Raw genomic sequence first — 17024 nt, forward strand, 5'->3', positions numbered from 1 at the left:
ATTATTTTGCCTTGATGGTCTGAGCCAGTTGATGATCCGCACGGCACGAAGCGCGACAGTAGAATTCCATCCCCGATTTTTCGGCTACGGTATGAATATCCTTATCACCTCGGCCAGATAAATTGACCAGGACCACTTTGTCTTTCGGCAAGGTAGCCGCCAGTTTGGAACCATAGGCAATGGCATGACTGGATTCCAGTGCCGGAATGATGCCTTCAATCCGGCATAAGGTATGAAAGGCATTCAATGCTTCATCATCGGTAATGCTGACGTATTGTGCCCGGTCCGAATCCTTCAACCAGGCATGCTCAGGACCAACACCTGGGTAATCCAGACCTGCCGAGATGGAGTGGGTTTCAATGATTTGACCATCGGCATCCTGCAATAGATAAGTCCGGTTGCCGTGCAAAACACCGGGCGAACCAGCAATCAATGAAGCTGAATGACGTCCTGTATCGAGTCCATCACCGGCGGCTTCCACGCCAATCAGTTGCACATCGGCGTGATCAATATAGGGATAGAAAATCCCCATCGCATTACTGCCGCCGCCCACACAAGCGACCACATAATCGGGTTGACGGCCGACCATCTCAGGCATCTGCTCAATACACTCTTCGCCAATCACACTTTGAAAATCACGCACCATCATCGGGTAGGGATGCGGACCTGCCACCGTACCAATGATGTAGAAGGTACTTTCCACATTGGTGACCCAGTCGCGCATGGCCTCATTCAAGGCATCCTTGAGGGTTTTGGAGCCACTGGAAACCGGTATCACCGTCGCACCAAGCAGTTTCATGCGGTACACATTGGCAGCCTGACGTTCCACATCTTCGGCACCCATATAGACTACACATTCCATACCGTAACGTGCTGCAATGGTAGCGCTGGCTACACCATGCTGGCCTGCTCCGGTTTCGGCAATCACCCGTTTTTTGCCCATGCGTTTAGCCAACATGGCCTGACCGATCACATTATTGATTTTGTGAGCACCGGTATGGTTAAGGTCTTCGCGTTTGAGAAAAATCTGCGCACCACCTGCTTGTTCGGTCAGTCGCTCGGCGAAATAAATGGGACTGGGTCGACCAACATAATGTTTGAGTTCCCGTTTGAACTCGGCAATAAACTCCGCATCGTGTTGATAACGCGCATAGTTTTCCTTGAGTTCATCCAAAGCATGAACCAGCGTTTCGGAGACGAATGAACCACCATAAGGGCCAAAATGACCACGTTGATCGGGTAAGTTATACATGGAACCAGCCTTTGCGCCTTGTGGCACAGTAGATCAGTTATTGGAATGCGTACCTCAACACTAAGCTGATGCAGACAACTGCAGATCTGCGGTACGTACGGCCTCAATAAATGAACGGATTTTTTGATGATCTTTGATACCCTTGGCGCTCTCCACGCCAGAAGACACATCGACCGCATAGGGACGAATTTTGGCGATCGCCTCAGCGACATTTTGCGCATTCAAGCCACCACTTAAAACGGCCTGATGCGCGATTTCTTCGGGAATGAGTGTCCAATCGAATACCTCTCCACCTCCACCATACCCTTGAACAAAAGCATCCAATAACAAGGCCTGGGCAGAAGAAAACTGTTGCCGATATTTTAACAAATCCAGATCGGGCTGTACGCGCGCTGCACGGATAAAAGGCAAACCATGATCCAGACAATCTGCGGCAAGTTCATCGCCATGAAACTGCAACAGCGTCAATGGCACTTGCTGCCTAACTGCTGCGATTTCCGTCGGCTGTGCATTCACAAATAAACCAACCAAGGTGATGAAAGGTGGCAAATCTCGTGTGAGCAAAGCCGCTTTTTCGGGTGCAATATAGCGAGGGCTTTGGGGATAAAACACCAAACCAATCGCATCGGCACCACTTTCAACGGCACAGCACAGGTCTTCCTCGCGGGTAATGCCACAAATCTTGATGCGGGTACGTTGCATGATTGACTCGGAAAACATGAATTTTTAAGGAGTATAAGCATAAATAAGCTCATTAAGTGCTTATTATATAGCTTTTAAAAAATACACTGCACTAGTATATTAAGACAATGGCGATCTGGCAAAAAACTGCTGACTCACCCAGGCTGGCAACCCTGTCTCAGTCGGTTCCTGCCAATGATTGAATGGTAAATCAAACTGCGCCGGATATTGAATCCCCGTCAAGTACAAGCCATCAGGCATGAAAGTAGGCGCTGCGATCAACCGAGAACGTGCTGCCAGTAATTCTGTCATCCACGCCGGAGCTTGTTTGCCTTGCCCAATGTAAATCAAGGCTCCCACCAGATTGCGAATCATATGGTGCAAAAAAGCATTGGCAGAAAAATAAAAAATAAACATGCCGTCACACTGAGCAATTTGCACGTTGTACATCGTCTTGACCGGGCTTTTGGCCTGACACTCGGCAGAGCGAAACGAAGAGAAATCATGCTCTCCCACCAAGACTTGTGTGGCCTGTTGCATTGACAGTAGATTTAAATCGGCGTGAATCCAGCCTGATCGTTGAAATAAGATCGGAGAACGAGTTGCGCTCGTTTGCAAAAGATAGACATAGCTGCGAGTATGGGCGGAAAAGCGGGCATGAAAATCATGTGAAACCTGCCGCGCCCATTGCACAGCTATGCTGGGTGGCAAATAGCGATTCACGCCACGCACCCATGAAGCCAACGGACGATCCAGCTCAGTATCCAGATGCACCACCTGCCTTAGAGCATGAACACCAGCATCGGTCCTGCCCGCACAAACAACAGGAATGGGCGTTTGCGCAAATTCAAATAACGCAGTTTGAAGACGATCCTGAATGGTTTTGCCGTGCACCTGGCTTTGCCATCCAGCAAAGCCAGCACCATCATATTGAATGCCTAATGCTAGGCGTCGAGTAATTGGCAGTCCAGCAGTCTGAACCAGTACATCATTCACAGAACTGCTGACCGGTTCACATTGTTAGCCAAGTTTGGCCAATAAAGCCTGCGCCTTATCCGCCTGATTTTGCGAGCCACTAGCCAAAACTTCTTCCAATAACTCACGGGCACCTTCAGCTTCACCCATTTCGGAATAAGCCTCTGCCAATTCCAACTTGGTATTCATCTCCTGTACATCAGTCAAAGGACGCGGTTTATCCAAGCGACTATCGGCAGTCAGCACATCTGTGCGACCCTGCATTTTCTGGGTCTTCATGAAATTGGATTCCTGATTGCCCATAACGGACATGCCAGCAGCCAAATCATCATGCTCACCACCAATGATCGTTGGCAGATCAAGCGACGTTTCAGGTTTGTCAGAAACAAAAGCAGAAGGCGTGTAGTCCAGACTTTTTGCTTCAGTAGCAGGGTTCAGATCAAGGCTGATCTTGGAAAGATCAACTGGCATTTGTAATGAAGGAATCTCAGGCGACTCATCCATAGATCCCAGGCGCGAAGGTTGGAAATCTCTTTCCAGATCCAGACTTGGCTCATCTTCGTTCAGATTGGTCAAACCCAAATCGGTTGACTCAAAACTGATGGAATGATCAGCCGCCTCTTCTTTGGAGGCACTCTTCAGCTCATCCAACATCGAGGGCTCATTGAACTGAATCACACTATTTTCCCAAGGAGCAGGCGCAGATGGTTTGAATTCGAGACTAATTTCCTCTTCCTGCCCGTCTTTAGGAGGCTCTGCCAGATCGAGATCAAAATCAACCGTGTCGGAATCCAAAGGCGGCGTATCTTCTACGAGCTCAGCCACAGGTTCACTTTTTGGTGGGGCAAATGCTGAACGGGGTGAAATACTCATTGATTCGTTATATGCCGTCAACAAATCATCCGTTCCCGTGTTCAACTCCAAAGGCTCGGTAGGGGCTGTCAAAGACTCGATCTTGGCAGCAACATCAGCAGAGACCTGCCCACCTGAATACAATGGGTTTTCAGGATCAATACCAGCCCCCAAAGCCACTGCTCTTGCCCACTCATCACCCTCACCTTTGGTTGCTGCGTATAACTCACCGGCCACCATCTCAAATGATCGGGCATCGCGTCTTGCTGCATAGATCTCGAGTAATTTGACTCGTACGGAATGACGATCAGGCTGATTGCGCAGTGCTTCTTTCAAAATCTCTTCAGCCTGTAAATCGCGGCCATAGGCAATATAAACATCAGCTTCAGCAATGGGATCAACTTCATTGGCATCAAGCTGACTTGCTGACGGATTAAAACTGGAAGAAAACACACTGGTCTGACCAGATACCGTCACGTTGGACGTATCCACACTTTGTCCGCCAGTCTTACCAAACAAGGAGTGTCCACCAATACTGGAAACGGCTAAAAGACTGTCACCCATGGCAGGCTCAGCTGCACGCTTTTTGCGTTGTAACCAGGCAAACCCCAAGGCACCCGCAATCAGCGCACCCACACCACCCAATGCCAATGGGTTGGATAAGAGGCCATCCACCATGGAGGGCTCTTCAGCGATGGGTACCACTGGCGTATTTTCTGCAACTGGTGCCGGTGCTGCCGCAACAGGCTCCTCTTTGGCGGGCTCAGCCACTTCAGGCTTAACTTCCACTTTGGGTTCTTCTTTAACCGGCTCAGCAACTGGCTCGCTGACAGGCGCTTTCTCAGCGACTGGCGGCGTAAGTTCAACAGTGGGCTTTTCAACAGGCTTCTCTGGCGCTTTCTTCACTGCTTCCACAGGTGCAGGCTGAGTCACAACAGGCATTTCCACTTTAGCTGGCGGTGGCACCACAGCAGCAACTGGTGGTGTCTGCGCCGCTTGCTGTGATTTGGCCAAAGCAGCATTCCTCAACTCCAACTGAGTTTTAAGATCATTAATACTTTTTTCAAGCTCAACGATACGTTTGTTTGCCTCGCTCACTGCGGCCGATTCTTTTTTATCAACGCCACCAGCTGCCGCACCCGCAACGCCCTCACCTGGCTTGACCAGCTTCAACTTATCGCCAGAGTTATTAGGATCAACACCCGGCTCTTGGACTTTGGCTTCGATTTTTCCTGAAGACCCTTGTTTTGCCGTAGTGGGCACAGCCTTTTGCTTGGCGACATTGTTGGCCAACTGCTCTTTATATGCGCCGAAATCACTAGACGATGCAGAAACCGACTTTCTTCCCTCACCAGAATCAGCTACCGCATTCGGGCTACCCACCGATGCAGGAAGTGCCAGGTTGGCACCTGAACGAATCAGGTTCATATTGCCATTGATGAAGGCATTTGGATTGGATTGATAGAGCACAGCCATTGTCTTATCCAGAGACAATGTACTTTCCTGAAACTGTTTAGCAATACCCGACAAGGTATCACCAGGCTTGACGCGATATTGCTTGCCATCTTGAATGGCAGTTGGCTCTGCTGGTGGCGTATCAACAGACTTAGCAGCCCTGACCACAACTGGTCGACGTACTTTTTTAGGGCGATCTTCGGTATAAGGCAAGTCATTGCCGCTTACCCGATTATCCACTACCACTTCACCAACCTGGGCTCCAGCTTTGCTTTCAGGAGGGTCCAACAAAAATGTAAACTCACGCACCAGCTTCCCGGAAGACCAGTTAAGCTCAACCAGCACATCGACAAATGGTTCATTCAGTGGCCGAGATGAAGTGACTTTGACAACAGGTTTACCGCTAGCATCCTTGTCAACAGCAAATCGTAAGGTGGAAAGCGAACCACTATATTCAATATTGGCAGATCGGTATGCCTCGACTGGCGCCAGTTTTGCTGTTAAAGAGAGTGCCTCATCTTTTGAGACAGAAGTCAGTTCAATTTCGGCTCGTAACGGTTGACCAAGTGCAGAATAAACATTCAGGCGTCCGAGGCCAGCAGCCTGAACCTGAGAGGAAACCACACCACTCAAGAAAAGTCCCGACAGCGCCACTTGCACCAGTCGAACTGTTCTTTTCAGCTTTTTATTAGGTATCTCACTATGCGTAAACACGCACGCCTCCCTGTTTAAACGAATGTTTTACATTAACATCAAGCCTTTACGCTGGCAAGCTCAACCATAGCTGGAAGAAATTAAATCTCGTTAATTCACCAAATGACTTTGCCAACATATTAAGCTGCAAATCATGTCAGTACCTTGTTATTTCACAAAAGGATACGTAACATACGACGCAAAGGCTCAGCAGCTCCCCACAAAAGCTGATCCCCAATCGTAAAAGCACCAAGATATTCTGGGCCCATTGCCAACTTACGCAACCGCCCTACCGGAATAGTTAACGTGCCGGTGACTGCCGCAGGGGTCAAATCACGCATGGAGTCCTCCCGAGTATTAGGAACAACACGAGCCCAAGTGTTGGCTGATTTCAACATATCCTCAATCTCATCCAGCGGCACATTTTTCTTCAATTTAATCGTCAAAGCCTGCGAGTGGCAGCGCATCGCACCAATACGAATACACAAACCATCCACGGGTATGGCACTTTGAGCCTTACCATCGCCTCGGCCAAGAATCTTGTTAGTTTCAGCACCACCCTTCCACTCCTCGCGACTCATACCATCGCCAAGATCCTTATCAATCCATGGAATCAAATTTCCGGCCAAAGGTACGCCAAAGTTTTTGGTTTCATCAGCAGAGAAACCATGCTGCTTTTCCAGAACCCGACGGTCAATTTCAAGAATGGCAGAAGCTGGGTTGCTTAACAGGTCACTCACAGCACCATTAATAGCGCCAAATTGGGTCAGCAATTCACGCATGTGTTGTGCACCACCACCAGATGCAGCCTGATAGGTCATGGAGGTCATCCACTCAATCAAATCATTTTGAAAAAGACCGCCAAGTCCCATCAACATGCAACTGACCGTACAGTTACCACCAATAAAATTCTTTACACCATGACTTATGCCATTTTCAATCACATCTAGGTTGACTGGATCAAGAACAATAATGGCGTCCTGATTCATGCGCAAACTAGAGGCTGCATCAATCCAGTATCCTTGCCAACCAGCCTCACGCAGCTTAGGAAAAACTTCATTGGTGTAATCACCACCCTGACAAGTCAGGATGACATCCATTTTTTTCAGTGCATCAATATCCGTTGCACTTAATAATCGGCCTTCTTTAGTCGTAGAAGGAGCAAAGTCAGGCAGACTGCCTCCAGCAGCACTCGTTGAAAAGAATACCGGTTCAAAATAATCAAAGTCATGCTCTTCAAGCATGCGCTGCATTAAAACCGAGCCAACCATGCCACGCCAACCAATCAAACCAACAGATTTCATGTGAGTTCTCTAAACAGTTTGCAATAAATTATTGCCACAGCAATTTTGCGGCAAAAGAATATCTACAATTTCAATGATTAACCAAGCGCTTTTAAGACAGCATCACCCATCTCTTTTGTGCCAACGCGTTGCATGCCTGCCTCGTAAATATCACCCGTCCGATAACCTTGTGACAATACCACCTTCACCGCATTTTCTATACGATCAGCCTGCTCCGCCTTATTGAGTGAATAACGCAACATCATGGCCACCGATAAAATGGTTGCCAATGGATTAGCAATACCTTTACCTGCAATATCAGGTGCAGAGCCATGCGAAGGTTCATATAAACCCTTTTGCGCTTGATCCAATGAAGCCGAAGGCAACATACCAATTGATCCCGTCAACATTGATGCCTCATCAGACAAAATATCACCAAAGAGATTACCCGTAACAATGACATCAAATTGTTTGGGATTCTTCAGCAATTGCATGGCCGCATTATCCACATACATATGCGACAACTCGACATCAGCATAGTCTTTATGAACTTCAATCACTATTTCACGCCACAGCTGTGAAGTCTCCAGTACGTTGGCTTTATCTACCGAACATAATTTTTTGCCACGTTTACGAGCTGTTTCAAAGCCCACCTTGGCAATTCTTCTGACCTCTGATTCCGAATAATGCATCGTATCAAAACCTTGACGTTCGCCATTCTCAAGCTGACGAATTCCGCGCGGCTGTCCAAAATAAATATCACCAGTCAATTCGCGAATAATGAGAATATCCAAGCCTGCCACCACTTCTGCTTTAAGTGTTGAAGCATTGGCCAACTCGGGATAAAGGATCGCAGGACGTAAATTGGCAAAGAGACCCAGACTTTTACGCAATCCCAAAATCGCTTGCTCAGGTCTTAAAGATCGTTCCAGATTATCGTATTTAAAATCACCAACGGCACCAAACAGAATTGCATTCGATTCTTGAGCGAGCTTTAAGGTTGCATCAGGTAGGGGATGACCACTTGCCTCGTATCCCGCACCACCCACTGGGGCATACTCCAATTCAAATGACTCACCGAGTACCTTCAGGACACGCACAGCCTCAGCCACAATTTCCTTGCCAATACCATCACCTGGTAAAACTGCTATCTTCATTTATTCATCTTTCTTTTCAGTTATTCGCTCAACCAGAACCTTTTCACAAGTTTTAAATAACAAGTAAAAGGTTGCACTTACCAAACCAGAAATAATCAGCTCAGCTAATTGTCTCAATGCCCCATCCATTAATGCTTGCCAGCCATGCTCAATTAAAAGATCGAGGTTTGCCTGCAAAAGATGAAGCAAATTTAATGACATCAGCCCAAACAACAAAAAGCTCAGGCACAACAACAAAAAAGCAACAAACCAATGCTTGGAAAGAAAAGTTTTTAATCGAGTCGGCGTAATCAAACTTGAAGTCTTCGCACAAATTAAATCTGACGAGCCAACCAAGGCTGTTGCTGCAATCTATCCGCTTCAAAAGCTTTAATCTTGTCGGACTGTCTGAGTGTTAGGCCAATATCATCCAAACCATTCAGTAAACAATATCGACGGAACTCTTCAACATTAAAACCAATAACGCGCTTAGATGGTGTTTCAACTTCCATTTTCTTCAAGTCAATAATCAGACTATAACCAGGTGTTTCGTATACCTCGTTGAATAAGCGATCAACTTCCTGCTCACTCAACACAATAGGCAAAACACCATTTTTGAAACAGTTATTGAAAAAAATATCAGCAAAGGATGGTGCAATCAGGGCACGAAAACCTTGCTGTTCAAGCGCCCATGGTGCATGCTCCCGAGATGAGCCACACCCAAAATTTTTGCGAGCAAGCAAGATAGAAGCGTCCTTGTAGCGCGGCAGATTCAAAACAAAATCAGGATTCAACGGACGTCCCGAGTTATCCATACCTGGTTCACCTTGATCCAGATAACGCCACTCATCAAACAGATTAGGCCCAAATCCTGTACGTTTAATCGATTTTAGAAATTGTTTGGGAATAATGGCATCTGTATCCACGTTCTCGCGATCCAGTGGCAAGACCAAGCCTTGATGAACAGTAAACTTATCCATTTGATCAATCCTTATTTGGCTTTATCAGCGGCTTTTTCAATTGCTTCACCACCTTTTTTAATATCCGTTCCTAAACCTTGCAGCGTATTGCAACCAGCCAAAAAACCAAACAATAAACATCCAAATAAAATCTTATTCATAACCATCTCATAACAGAAAACTCAAATTGAATCCAAAGACCTAATGACGGATTAAATACAAATGCAACGCAATTTAAAACGCTCTTACATCGACAAAATGTCCCGCAATAGCAGCAGCAGCAGCCATAGCTGGAGAAACTAAATGAGTTCGCCCCCCGGCTCCTTGACGCCCTTCAAAATTTCTATTCGAGGTAGATGCACAACGCTCACCTGGTTCCAACTTATCGGCATTCATTGCCAAACACATTGAACATCCCGGTTCACGCCACTCAAAGCCTGCGGCAAGGAATATCTGATGCAAACCTTCCTTCTCAGCTTGCTCTTTGACCAATCCAGAACCAGGAACAACCAAGGCCAACCTGACATTAGTGGCTTTCTTGCGACCTTTGATTACACTGGCAGCGGCGCGCAAATCCTCAATACGTGAGTTAGTACATGAACCAATAAACACTTTATCAATTTGTACATCTTTCAATGCCATACCTGGATGCAATCCCATATATTGAACGGCGCGAGAAATAGCTTCTTTTTTACTTGGATCAACTTCCAGAGCAGGATCCGGAACGACATCATCAATGGTTAATACCATCTCTGGTGAAGTTCCCCAAGTAACCTGAGGCTTGATAAATGAAGCGTCCAGATTAACTACGCGATCAAATTGAGCTCCCTCATCTGAATACAAGGTGCGCCAATAGGTAAGCGCTTTTTCTAAATCGGCATCAGTTGGACTAAAAGGACGATTTTGCACATAGTCCAAAGTAGTCTGGTCTACTGCTATCAGTCCTGCCCGAGCCCCCGCCTCAATGGCCATATTGCAGATGGTCATCCGACCTTCCATCGACATATTTCGAATTGTCGAACCGGCAAATTCAATCGTACATCCCGTACCACCGGCCGTACCAATTTTGCCGATAACAGCCAGAACGAGATCCTTGGCACTGACACCCGGCCCTAATTCGCCATCAACCTGGACCAGAAGATTCTTCGCTTTTTTCATCAGCAAAGTCTGGGTTGCTAAAACGTGTTCCACTTCGGAGGTGCCAATACCAAAAGCCAGCGCCCCAAATGCGCCATGGGTACTGGTATGGGAATCGCCACAAACGACTGTCATACCAGGCAGAGTGGCACCCTGCTCAGGCCCAATGACATGCACAATGCCTTGTCGCTTGTCATTCATTTTGAATTGTGTAATACCGTATTGATCACAATTCTGATCCAAAGTCTCAATCTGAAGCCGTGAGACGGGATCGCTAATCCCCGCCGAACGATCAGTGGTCGGCACATTATGATCAGACACTGCCAAATTTGCAGAAACTCTCCACAATGGACGATGTGCCAGTTTTAGTCCATCAAATGCTTGCGGACTAGTGACTTCGTGCACCAAATGACGATCAATATAAAGAATTGAAGTCCCATCTGCTTCCGTATGCACAACATGTGCATCCCACAATTTGTCATAGAGAGTTTTTGCCATTGCCAACACCTGATTAGAGCTTGAGATTATGCCATAGGTAACATTTTCGCCGCCTGATGTGATAGGAAACGAAAAAGCCGGCATTTAGCCGGCTTTTAATAGATCCAGCTAAAGATTAACGTTGATCAATCTTTTTCACATCACGAGTTGTTGCACCAACAAACAGCTGACGTGGACGACCAATCTTATATTCTGGATCGGTAATCATTTCTTGCCACTGAGCAATCCAACCTACCGTACGTGCCAGAGCAAAAATGCAAGTAAACATAGCCGTTGGAATACCTAATGCACGCTGCACAATACCTGAGTAAAAATCGACATTCGGATACAGTTTACGTGAGACAAAGTATTCGTCTTCAAGCGCAATTTTTTCCAATGTCATAGCCAGCTTGAAGAGCGGATCATTTTCCAGGCCGAGCTCATTCAATACTTCATAGCAGGTTTCACGCATCAATTTGGCACGTGGATCATAGTTTTTGTAAACACGGTGACCAAAACCCATCAGACGCACACCGGAGTTTTTGTCTTTGACTTTTTCAATGAATTCACCGATCTTCTCGACACCACCCATTTTTTGAATGTCATTGAGCATCACCAAACACGCCTCATTTGCACCGCCATGGGCTGGCCCCCACAAACAAGCCACACCCGCAGCAATTGCTGCAAATGGATTGGTCCCCGAGGAACCAGCCAAGCGTACTGTCGATGTAGAAGCATTCTGCTCGTGATCAGCATGCAAAATGAAGATACGATCCAAGGCACGAACCAGTACCTCATTGACTTTGTATTCTTCACAAGGTGTTGCAAACATCATCTGCATGAAGTTTGCTGAATAGGACAGATTGTTCTTAGGATAAACAAAAGGCTGACCAATCGTATATTTGTGCGCCATTGCCACCAATGTAGGCATTTTGGCAATTAAGCGAATTGCCGAAATTTCACGTTGATGCGGATCAGTGATTTCAATCGCATCTGGATAAAAGGCAGCCATTGCACCAATAGTACCTGTCAACACTGCCATGGGATGAGCATCTCGGCGGAAACCGCGCAGGAAAAATTGCATTTGCTCATGCACCATCGTGTGATTCATCACATCGTTGGTAAATGCAGTTTTTTCTGCCACGTTAGGTAACTCACCTTTAAGCAACAAATAGCAAGTCTCGAGGAAATCGCAATTTACTGCCAATTGTTCAATCGGGTAACCGCGGTATAAGAGCTCACCTTTATCGCCATCGATATAGGTAATTTTAGAGTTACAGGAAGCCGTGGACATAAAACCTGAATCATAAGTAAACATACCTGTGGAGGCATATAACTTACGGATATCAATGACGTCAGGGCCAACCGTACCTTTATAGATTGGGAATTCCACACTAGGAGCACCGTTGGAAAACGATAAAGTGGCTTTTACATCGGAGGGAGTCATGAGTGGCTTCCTTATGGTGAGCAAGTTAATGGTTTAAGTAATTCAAACTGCACGCAAGCGATTAAGCACAAGCAAGACAGATTGGGTTTGCAAAGAATCATCTGGTTCTTTCCTGGAAAGCAGTAGATCCAAGAGTTCATTGTCAGATAAATCAAGTAAAGCAGAAAGCGCGCCCACCTCATCATCACTTAGCTCTGACTCATGCTCATCCAGAAAACGCGTCAGAATCACGTCATTTTCCAGAAGCCCCCGCCGCGCACGCCAACGTAAGCGTGCACGATTTAAGGGATCAGACTGATGAGAGGGCATTATCACTAACTTATACGGTCCGACGGACCATAAGTTCTTTGATTTTGCCAATCGCCTTGGTTGGGTTTAGTCCTTTCGGACAAACATCCACGCAATTCATAATCGTGTGGCAGCGGAACAGCCGATAAGGATCTTCCAAATTATCCAATCGCTCACCCGTTACCTGATCACGACTATCCGCAATAAAGCGATAGGCCTGGAGCAATCCAGCCGGCCCCACAAACTTATCAGGGTTCCACCAAAATGATGGACATGAAGTTGAGCAGCAGGCGCACAAGATACATTCATAAAGGCCATCAAGCTCTTCACGTTCTTCCGGCGACTGCAAACGCTCTTTCTCTGGCGGAGGCGTATCGTTAATCAAATACGGGCGAATCGAATGATATTGTTTAAAGAACTGTGTCATATCGACGATCAAGTCGCGAATGACAGGAAGCCCTGGCAATGGCCGCAAAACAATCGGTTCTTGCAGCTCATTTAGGTTTGTTGTGCATGCCAGACGATTTTTGCCATTGACATTCATCGCATCTGACCCGCAAACACCCTCGCGACACGAACGGCGTAGCGCTAAAGAGTCATCCACATCAGACTTGATGCGCTGGAGGGCATCAAGCAACATTTTGTCAGTCTCTTTGAGTTCGACTTCCAGATCCTGCATATAGGGCTTGGCATCCTTGTCAGGATCATAGCGATAGATTTGAAACTTGATTGTACGTGGCATTTTTAACCTCAAAATTAGAAGGTACGAGCCTTGGGCTTGAATGTTTCAACGGTAAGCGGCTGTGTTTTTACTGGTTTGTAGTCCAAACGATTACCTTCCGAGAACCAGAGTGTGTGCTTCATCCAGTTTTCATCATCACGCTTCTCATAGTCACGATGTGCGTGTGCTCCACGGCTCTCTTTACGTGCAGCCGCAGAAGTAATCGTCGCCTTTGCCGTTTCAACCAAATTGTCCAGTTCCAACGCTTCAATCCGAGCCGTATTAAAGACCTTGGATTTATCTTTAATGAAAACATTTTTCGCGCGTTCGGCCAATCCAAGAATCTTGGTCACGCCACTATTCAGCAACTCATCTGTGCGGAACACACCGCAGTGGTACTGCATAGCTGCACGAATATCATTTGCCACATCTTGAACGCGCTCACCAGAACTTGAACCATCAATCTTGGCCAAGCGAGACAGCGCAAAATCAGCTGCATCAGCAGGCAAAGGCTTATGTTCTTTGTTCTTGAGGTTGTATTGAACAATATGATTACCGGCAGCACGACCAAACACCACCAGATCTAGCAGGGAGTTAGTTCCAAGTCTATTAGCACCATGTACTGATACACAAGCACACTCACCAATGGCATACATACCGTTAACAATCTCGTTAGGGCTACCATTTTTAGGTACCACAACCTGACCGTAAATATTGGTTGGAATGCCACCCATCTGGTAGTGAATCGTTGGTACAACTGGAATAGGCTCTTTAGTGCAATCAACGTTTGCAAACTTGTGAGCAATCTCAGCAATTGAAGGCAGTCGCTTATTAATCGTATCTGCACCCAAGTGATCCAACTTCAACAACACATGATCTTTGTTTGGACCACAACCACGACCTTCTTTGATTTCCTGATCCATCGATCGCGAAACAAAGTCACGCGGCGCCAAGTCCTTCAAAGTTGGTGCATAGCGCTCCATAAAGCGCTCACCATTACAGTTGAGCAGAATGCCACCCTCACCACGCACACCTTCGGTGATGAGCACCCCAGCACCAGCAACACCGGTTGGATGGAATTGCCAGAACTCCATATCCTCCAGCGGAAAGCCTGCACGAGCAGCCATGCCCATGCCATCACCAGTATTAATAAACGCATTCGTAGAAGCCGCCCAGATACGGCCAGCACCACCCGTCGCAAACAGCGTGGTCTTGGCTTGCAGAATCATGACTTCGCCAGTTTCCATTTCCAGCGCCACAACCCCAAGTACATCACCGTCAGCATCACGGATCAGATCAAGCGCCATCCACTCCACAAAGAAGTGTGTTTTTGCCCGTACATTGCGTTGATAAAGCGTATGTAAAAGTGCGTGACCAGTTCGATCGGCCGCGGCACAAGCACGCGCAACTGGTTTTTCACCAAAATTGGCAGAATGACCACCAAATGGGCGCTGATAGATCGTGCCATCGGCATTACGATCAAATGGCATGCCGAAATGCTCAAGCTCGTAAACCACCTTTGGCGCTTCACGGCACATGAACTCAATCGCATCCTGATCACCCAGATAGTCCGAACCCTTAACGGTGTCAAACATATGCCAGTACCAGTTATCCTCGGTCATATTACCCAAAGATGCGCCAATACCACCCTGCGCAGCAACAGTATGCGAACGAGTTGGAAAAACTTTCGAGAGCACGGCAACGTTGAGACCAGCTTCAGCCAATTGCAAAGAAGCCCGCATGCCAGCGCCACCAGCACCGACAATAACAGCATCAAAACGACGTGTTGGAATGGAGGATTTCACAGCTACCACGATTAAGCTCTCCAGAGAATCTGCGCCGCCCAACCGGCACAAGCAATCAGCCACAAAATGGTGGCGACCTGTAATACCAAGCGCACAGCTACTGGCTTGACGTAATCCATCCAAATATCACGGATACCGACCCAAGCATGGTAGAACAATGCGACAAAAACAACGAAGGTAGCCAACTTCATCCACTGATGAGAAAAAAGACCTGCCCAACCATCATAAGAAAAATTATTAGCTGTCAAAAAAGCGACTAGCAAGATAACTGTATAGACCGCCATGACAACAGCAGTAATACGCTGCGCCAACCAATCACGCAAACCATAATGCGCCCCCACTACCAAGCGTTTTGGGCCAATATTATTTGTAGTCATCTCAGAATACTCCAAACAGTTTCAAAGCCACCAAGCCGGCCAAGGGCAGACTCACAGCAAAAACCACGGCGGCAGACTTGCCAGCAGACTCTTTATCCACACCAATGTGATTATCCATAATCAGGTGTCGAACACCCGCACAAAAATGATGCAAATAGGCCCAAGACAAAGCCAGAATCACTAGCTTGGCAAAAACACCTTCCACGATCGACTTGAGATTGGCAAAACTAATTTCAGAAGTCAGACTTTGCTCAAACAAATATAAAATGAAGGGCAATAGCAAGAACATCAAAGCACCGCTAACCCGATGCAAAATGGACAAAATACCTGCCAATGGCAAACGGTATTTGATGATTTGTGAAATATGGATATTCCGGTATTCGGGCCGGATCTTTTTTGTTTTGGAGTTAAGCACTTCCGCCATGATTGCTTCCTGCTTAGAGTTGAAAAATGAGGGCAAATGGTTTTTCAGTATTGACAATCGAAAAACCTGTTGATTTTAACTGCATGATCATACTTCTGTCATTTATAAGTCTGATAACCAGTGCACATTTACCAATAAATTGAGTGTCGGATTTATCAACTTAACTCATTGTGATAATAAAAATGCTCGGTCAAATAAAGTCCCCTACGCACTTCTGCTGGCCGGTCCTGGTAAGTCATCGACACACGTTCAACACTTAACAATGGCGTACCCGTAACCACACCCAACCATTGGGCAGAATTTGCATCAGCCAAAACGGCGCGCACTTTTTCTTCTGCCCTAACTAACCTAGTACCAAATTCCGCTTCAAACAAAGCGTACATAGGCCCTTTATATTCAATTAGGCGTTCCGCAGTCAGGCCTTTAAACAAGTTGGCAGGCAGCCAAATCTCATCCAGAATTGTTGGCACCGACTTAAATGAAAGCAAACGACGAATCAGAATCATTGACTCCCCGGCTTTCAACTGCAGCATCCGCGCAACATCGGCGCTAGCCCTGGCGCGTCGGCACTCCAGCAACTTGTTTTCTGCTGCAACAGAATTACCGTCATCAGGTATCAGACGCAAAAAACGGAACTGCGCTTTCGCCTCCTGATGCGTCGCAACAAAAGTACCCTTTCCTTGACGACGAACCACCAGATTTTCCTGGGCCATTTCGTCAATCGCCTTGCGTACAGTACCTTGACTGACACCATAACGAGCCGCCAAATCCACTTCGCTGGGAATCAACTCCCCCGGCTTCCACTCCCCTGACTCCAGACTTTTGGTAATCAACCCCTTGATTTGCTGATAAAGCGGACTAAAAGTCGGTGAAGCCGCAGCCCGCATAGCCTCCACCTCGCCAGAAGGCGAGCCAGAGATGCCCATATGAGTCGCCGAAGCCGCACTTGTCATATTTCAGATTTCACCACATTAAACAACATTTCGTCCAGAATTTTTATATTAGTTTTATGTCTTATATAAGACATAAGATATAGATTGACACCATCATACTCCAAAACTA

At 46.8% G+C, this 17024-nt stretch carries 17 protein-coding genes; all 17 read right to left on the reverse strand.

Features of this window, described 5'->3' with window-relative positions:
- Window position 1: 1 nt before the first annotated feature.
- Window positions 2-1252, reverse strand: a complete 1251-nt coding sequence (trpB, locus tag ACMYR3_RS11405) for a tryptophan synthase subunit beta (RefSeq protein ID WP_424192073.1) — start codon at window positions 1250-1252, stop codon at window positions 2-4.
- 60 nt (window positions 1253-1312) lie between these two features.
- Complete coding sequence (locus tag ACMYR3_RS11410) at window positions 1313-1954, reverse strand: phosphoribosylanthranilate isomerase (RefSeq protein WP_424192074.1); 642 nt, start codon at window positions 1952-1954, stop codon at window positions 1313-1315.
- A gap of 99 nt (window positions 1955-2053) precedes the next feature.
- Entirely contained in the window at window positions 2054-2929 is an 876-nt protein-coding gene (gene truA / locus ACMYR3_RS11415) for a tRNA pseudouridine(38-40) synthase TruA (protein ID WP_424192075.1), read from the reverse strand.
- Between the two features lie 24 nt (window positions 2930-2953).
- A complete protein-coding gene (locus ACMYR3_RS11420; protein ID WP_424192076.1) occupies window positions 2954-5929 on the reverse strand; it encodes a FimV/HubP family polar landmark protein in 2976 nt (991 codons plus the stop codon).
- Window positions 5930-6081: 152 nt separating this feature from the next.
- Window positions 6082-7212, reverse strand: a complete 1131-nt coding sequence (gene asd, locus ACMYR3_RS11425; protein WP_424192077.1) for an aspartate-semialdehyde dehydrogenase — start codon at window positions 7210-7212, stop codon at window positions 6082-6084.
- 77 nt (window positions 7213-7289) lie between these two features.
- A complete protein-coding gene (leuB, locus tag ACMYR3_RS11430) occupies window positions 7290-8348 on the reverse strand; it encodes a 3-isopropylmalate dehydrogenase (protein ID WP_424192078.1) in 1059 nt (352 codons plus the stop codon).
- Window positions 8349-8684, reverse strand: a complete 336-nt coding sequence (locus ACMYR3_RS11435; protein WP_424196582.1) for a hypothetical protein — start codon at window positions 8682-8684, stop codon at window positions 8349-8351. It lies immediately after the preceding gene.
- Window positions 8663-9307, reverse strand: coding sequence for a 3-isopropylmalate dehydratase small subunit (gene leuD / locus ACMYR3_RS11440; RefSeq protein WP_424192079.1), 645 nt, complete (start codon window positions 9305-9307; stop codon window positions 8663-8665). The genes ACMYR3_RS11435 and leuD overlap by 22 nt, the downstream gene beginning before the upstream one ends.
- Before the next feature lie 11 nt (window positions 9308-9318).
- Window positions 9319-9447 (reverse strand): entericidin A/B family lipoprotein, encoded by a 129-nt coding sequence (locus ACMYR3_RS11445; protein ID WP_424192080.1) that lies wholly within the window; start codon window positions 9445-9447, stop codon window positions 9319-9321.
- Window positions 9448-9520: 73 nt separating this feature from the next.
- Complete coding sequence (gene leuC / locus ACMYR3_RS11450) at window positions 9521-10921, reverse strand: 3-isopropylmalate dehydratase large subunit (RefSeq protein ID WP_424196488.1); 1401 nt, start codon at window positions 10919-10921, stop codon at window positions 9521-9523.
- Window positions 10922-11036: 115 nt separating this feature from the next.
- The gene (gltA, locus tag ACMYR3_RS11455) at window positions 11037-12347 is read right to left on the reverse strand and encodes a citrate synthase (protein WP_424192081.1); all 1311 of its coding nucleotides are present in this window, start codon (window positions 12345-12347) and stop codon (window positions 11037-11039) included.
- A 42-nt stretch (window positions 12348-12389) separates the two neighbouring features.
- Entirely contained in the window at window positions 12390-12656 is a 267-nt protein-coding gene (locus tag ACMYR3_RS11460; RefSeq protein WP_424192082.1) for a succinate dehydrogenase assembly factor 2, read from the reverse strand.
- A gap of 10 nt (window positions 12657-12666) precedes the next feature.
- On the reverse strand, window positions 12667-13377 hold the full coding sequence (locus ACMYR3_RS11465) for a succinate dehydrogenase iron-sulfur subunit (protein WP_424192083.1): 711 nt from the start codon (window positions 13375-13377) through the stop codon (window positions 12667-12669).
- Window positions 13378-13391: 14 nt separating this feature from the next.
- Entirely contained in the window at window positions 13392-15170 is a 1779-nt protein-coding gene (gene sdhA / locus ACMYR3_RS11470; RefSeq protein WP_424192084.1) for a succinate dehydrogenase flavoprotein subunit, read from the reverse strand.
- 2 nt (window positions 15171-15172) lie between these two features.
- Window positions 15173-15538 carry a succinate dehydrogenase, hydrophobic membrane anchor protein gene (sdhD, locus tag ACMYR3_RS11475; RefSeq protein ID WP_424196490.1) on the reverse strand — a complete coding sequence of 122 codons (366 nt, stop codon included), beginning with the start codon at window positions 15536-15538 and terminating at the stop codon, window positions 15173-15175.
- A gap of 1 nt (window position 15539) precedes the next feature.
- The gene (gene sdhC / locus ACMYR3_RS11480) at window positions 15540-15962 is read right to left on the reverse strand and encodes a succinate dehydrogenase, cytochrome b556 subunit (protein ID WP_424192085.1); all 423 of its coding nucleotides are present in this window, start codon (window positions 15960-15962) and stop codon (window positions 15540-15542) included.
- A 155-nt stretch (window positions 15963-16117) separates the two neighbouring features.
- On the reverse strand, window positions 16118-16888 hold the full coding sequence (locus ACMYR3_RS11485) for a GntR family transcriptional regulator (RefSeq protein ID WP_424192086.1): 771 nt from the start codon (window positions 16886-16888) through the stop codon (window positions 16118-16120).
- Between the last annotated feature and the right edge of the window lie 136 nt (window positions 16889-17024).

Source organism: Ampullimonas aquatilis (genome assembly GCF_049675895.1).
Lineage (GTDB): Bacteria > Pseudomonadota > Gammaproteobacteria > Burkholderiales > Burkholderiaceae_D > Ampullimonas > Ampullimonas aquatilis.

Excerpts from the sequence above, each read along its gene's own strand:
- ACMYR3_RS11410 (WP_424192074.1), bottom strand. The coding sequence starts at position 1,954 with ATGCAACGTACCCGCATCAAGATTTGTGGCATTACCCGCGAGGAAGAC.
- leuB (WP_424192078.1), bottom strand. The coding sequence starts at position 8,348 with ATGAAGATAGCAGTTTTACCAGGTGATGGTATTGGCAAGGAAATTGTG.
- sdhD (WP_424196490.1), bottom strand. The coding sequence starts at position 15,538 with ATGACTACAAATAATATTGGCCCAAAACGCTTGGTAGTGGGGGCGCAT.
- gltA (WP_424192081.1), bottom strand. The coding sequence starts at position 12,347 with ATGACTCCCTCCGATGTAAAAGCCACTTTATCGTTTTCCAACGGTGCT.
- ACMYR3_RS11460 (WP_424192082.1), bottom strand. The coding sequence starts at position 12,656 with ATGCCCTCTCATCAGTCTGATCCCTTAAATCGTGCACGCTTACGTTGG.
- leuD (WP_424192079.1), bottom strand. The coding sequence starts at position 9,307 with ATGGATAAGTTTACTGTTCATCAAGGCTTGGTCTTGCCACTGGATCGC.
- ACMYR3_RS11445 (WP_424192080.1), bottom strand. The coding sequence starts at position 9,447 with ATGAATAAGATTTTATTTGGATGTTTATTGTTTGGTTTTTTGGCTGGT.
- sdhC (WP_424192085.1), bottom strand. The coding sequence starts at position 15,962 with ATGGCGGAAGTGCTTAACTCCAAAACAAAAAAGATCCGGCCCGAATAC.
- ACMYR3_RS11465 (WP_424192083.1), bottom strand. The coding sequence starts at position 13,377 with ATGCCACGTACAATCAAGTTTCAAATCTATCGCTATGATCCTGACAAG.
- asd (WP_424192077.1), bottom strand. The coding sequence starts at position 7,212 with ATGAAATCTGTTGGTTTGATTGGTTGGCGTGGCATGGTTGGCTCGGTT.
- trpB (WP_424192073.1), bottom strand. The coding sequence starts at position 1,252 with ATGTATAACTTACCCGATCAACGTGGTCATTTTGGCCCTTATGGTGGT.
- ACMYR3_RS11485 (WP_424192086.1), bottom strand. The coding sequence starts at position 16,888 with ATGGGCATCTCTGGCTCGCCTTCTGGCGAGGTGGAGGCTATGCGGGCT.
- leuC (WP_424196488.1), bottom strand. The coding sequence starts at position 10,921 with ATGGCAAAAACTCTCTATGACAAATTGTGGGATGCACATGTTGTGCAT.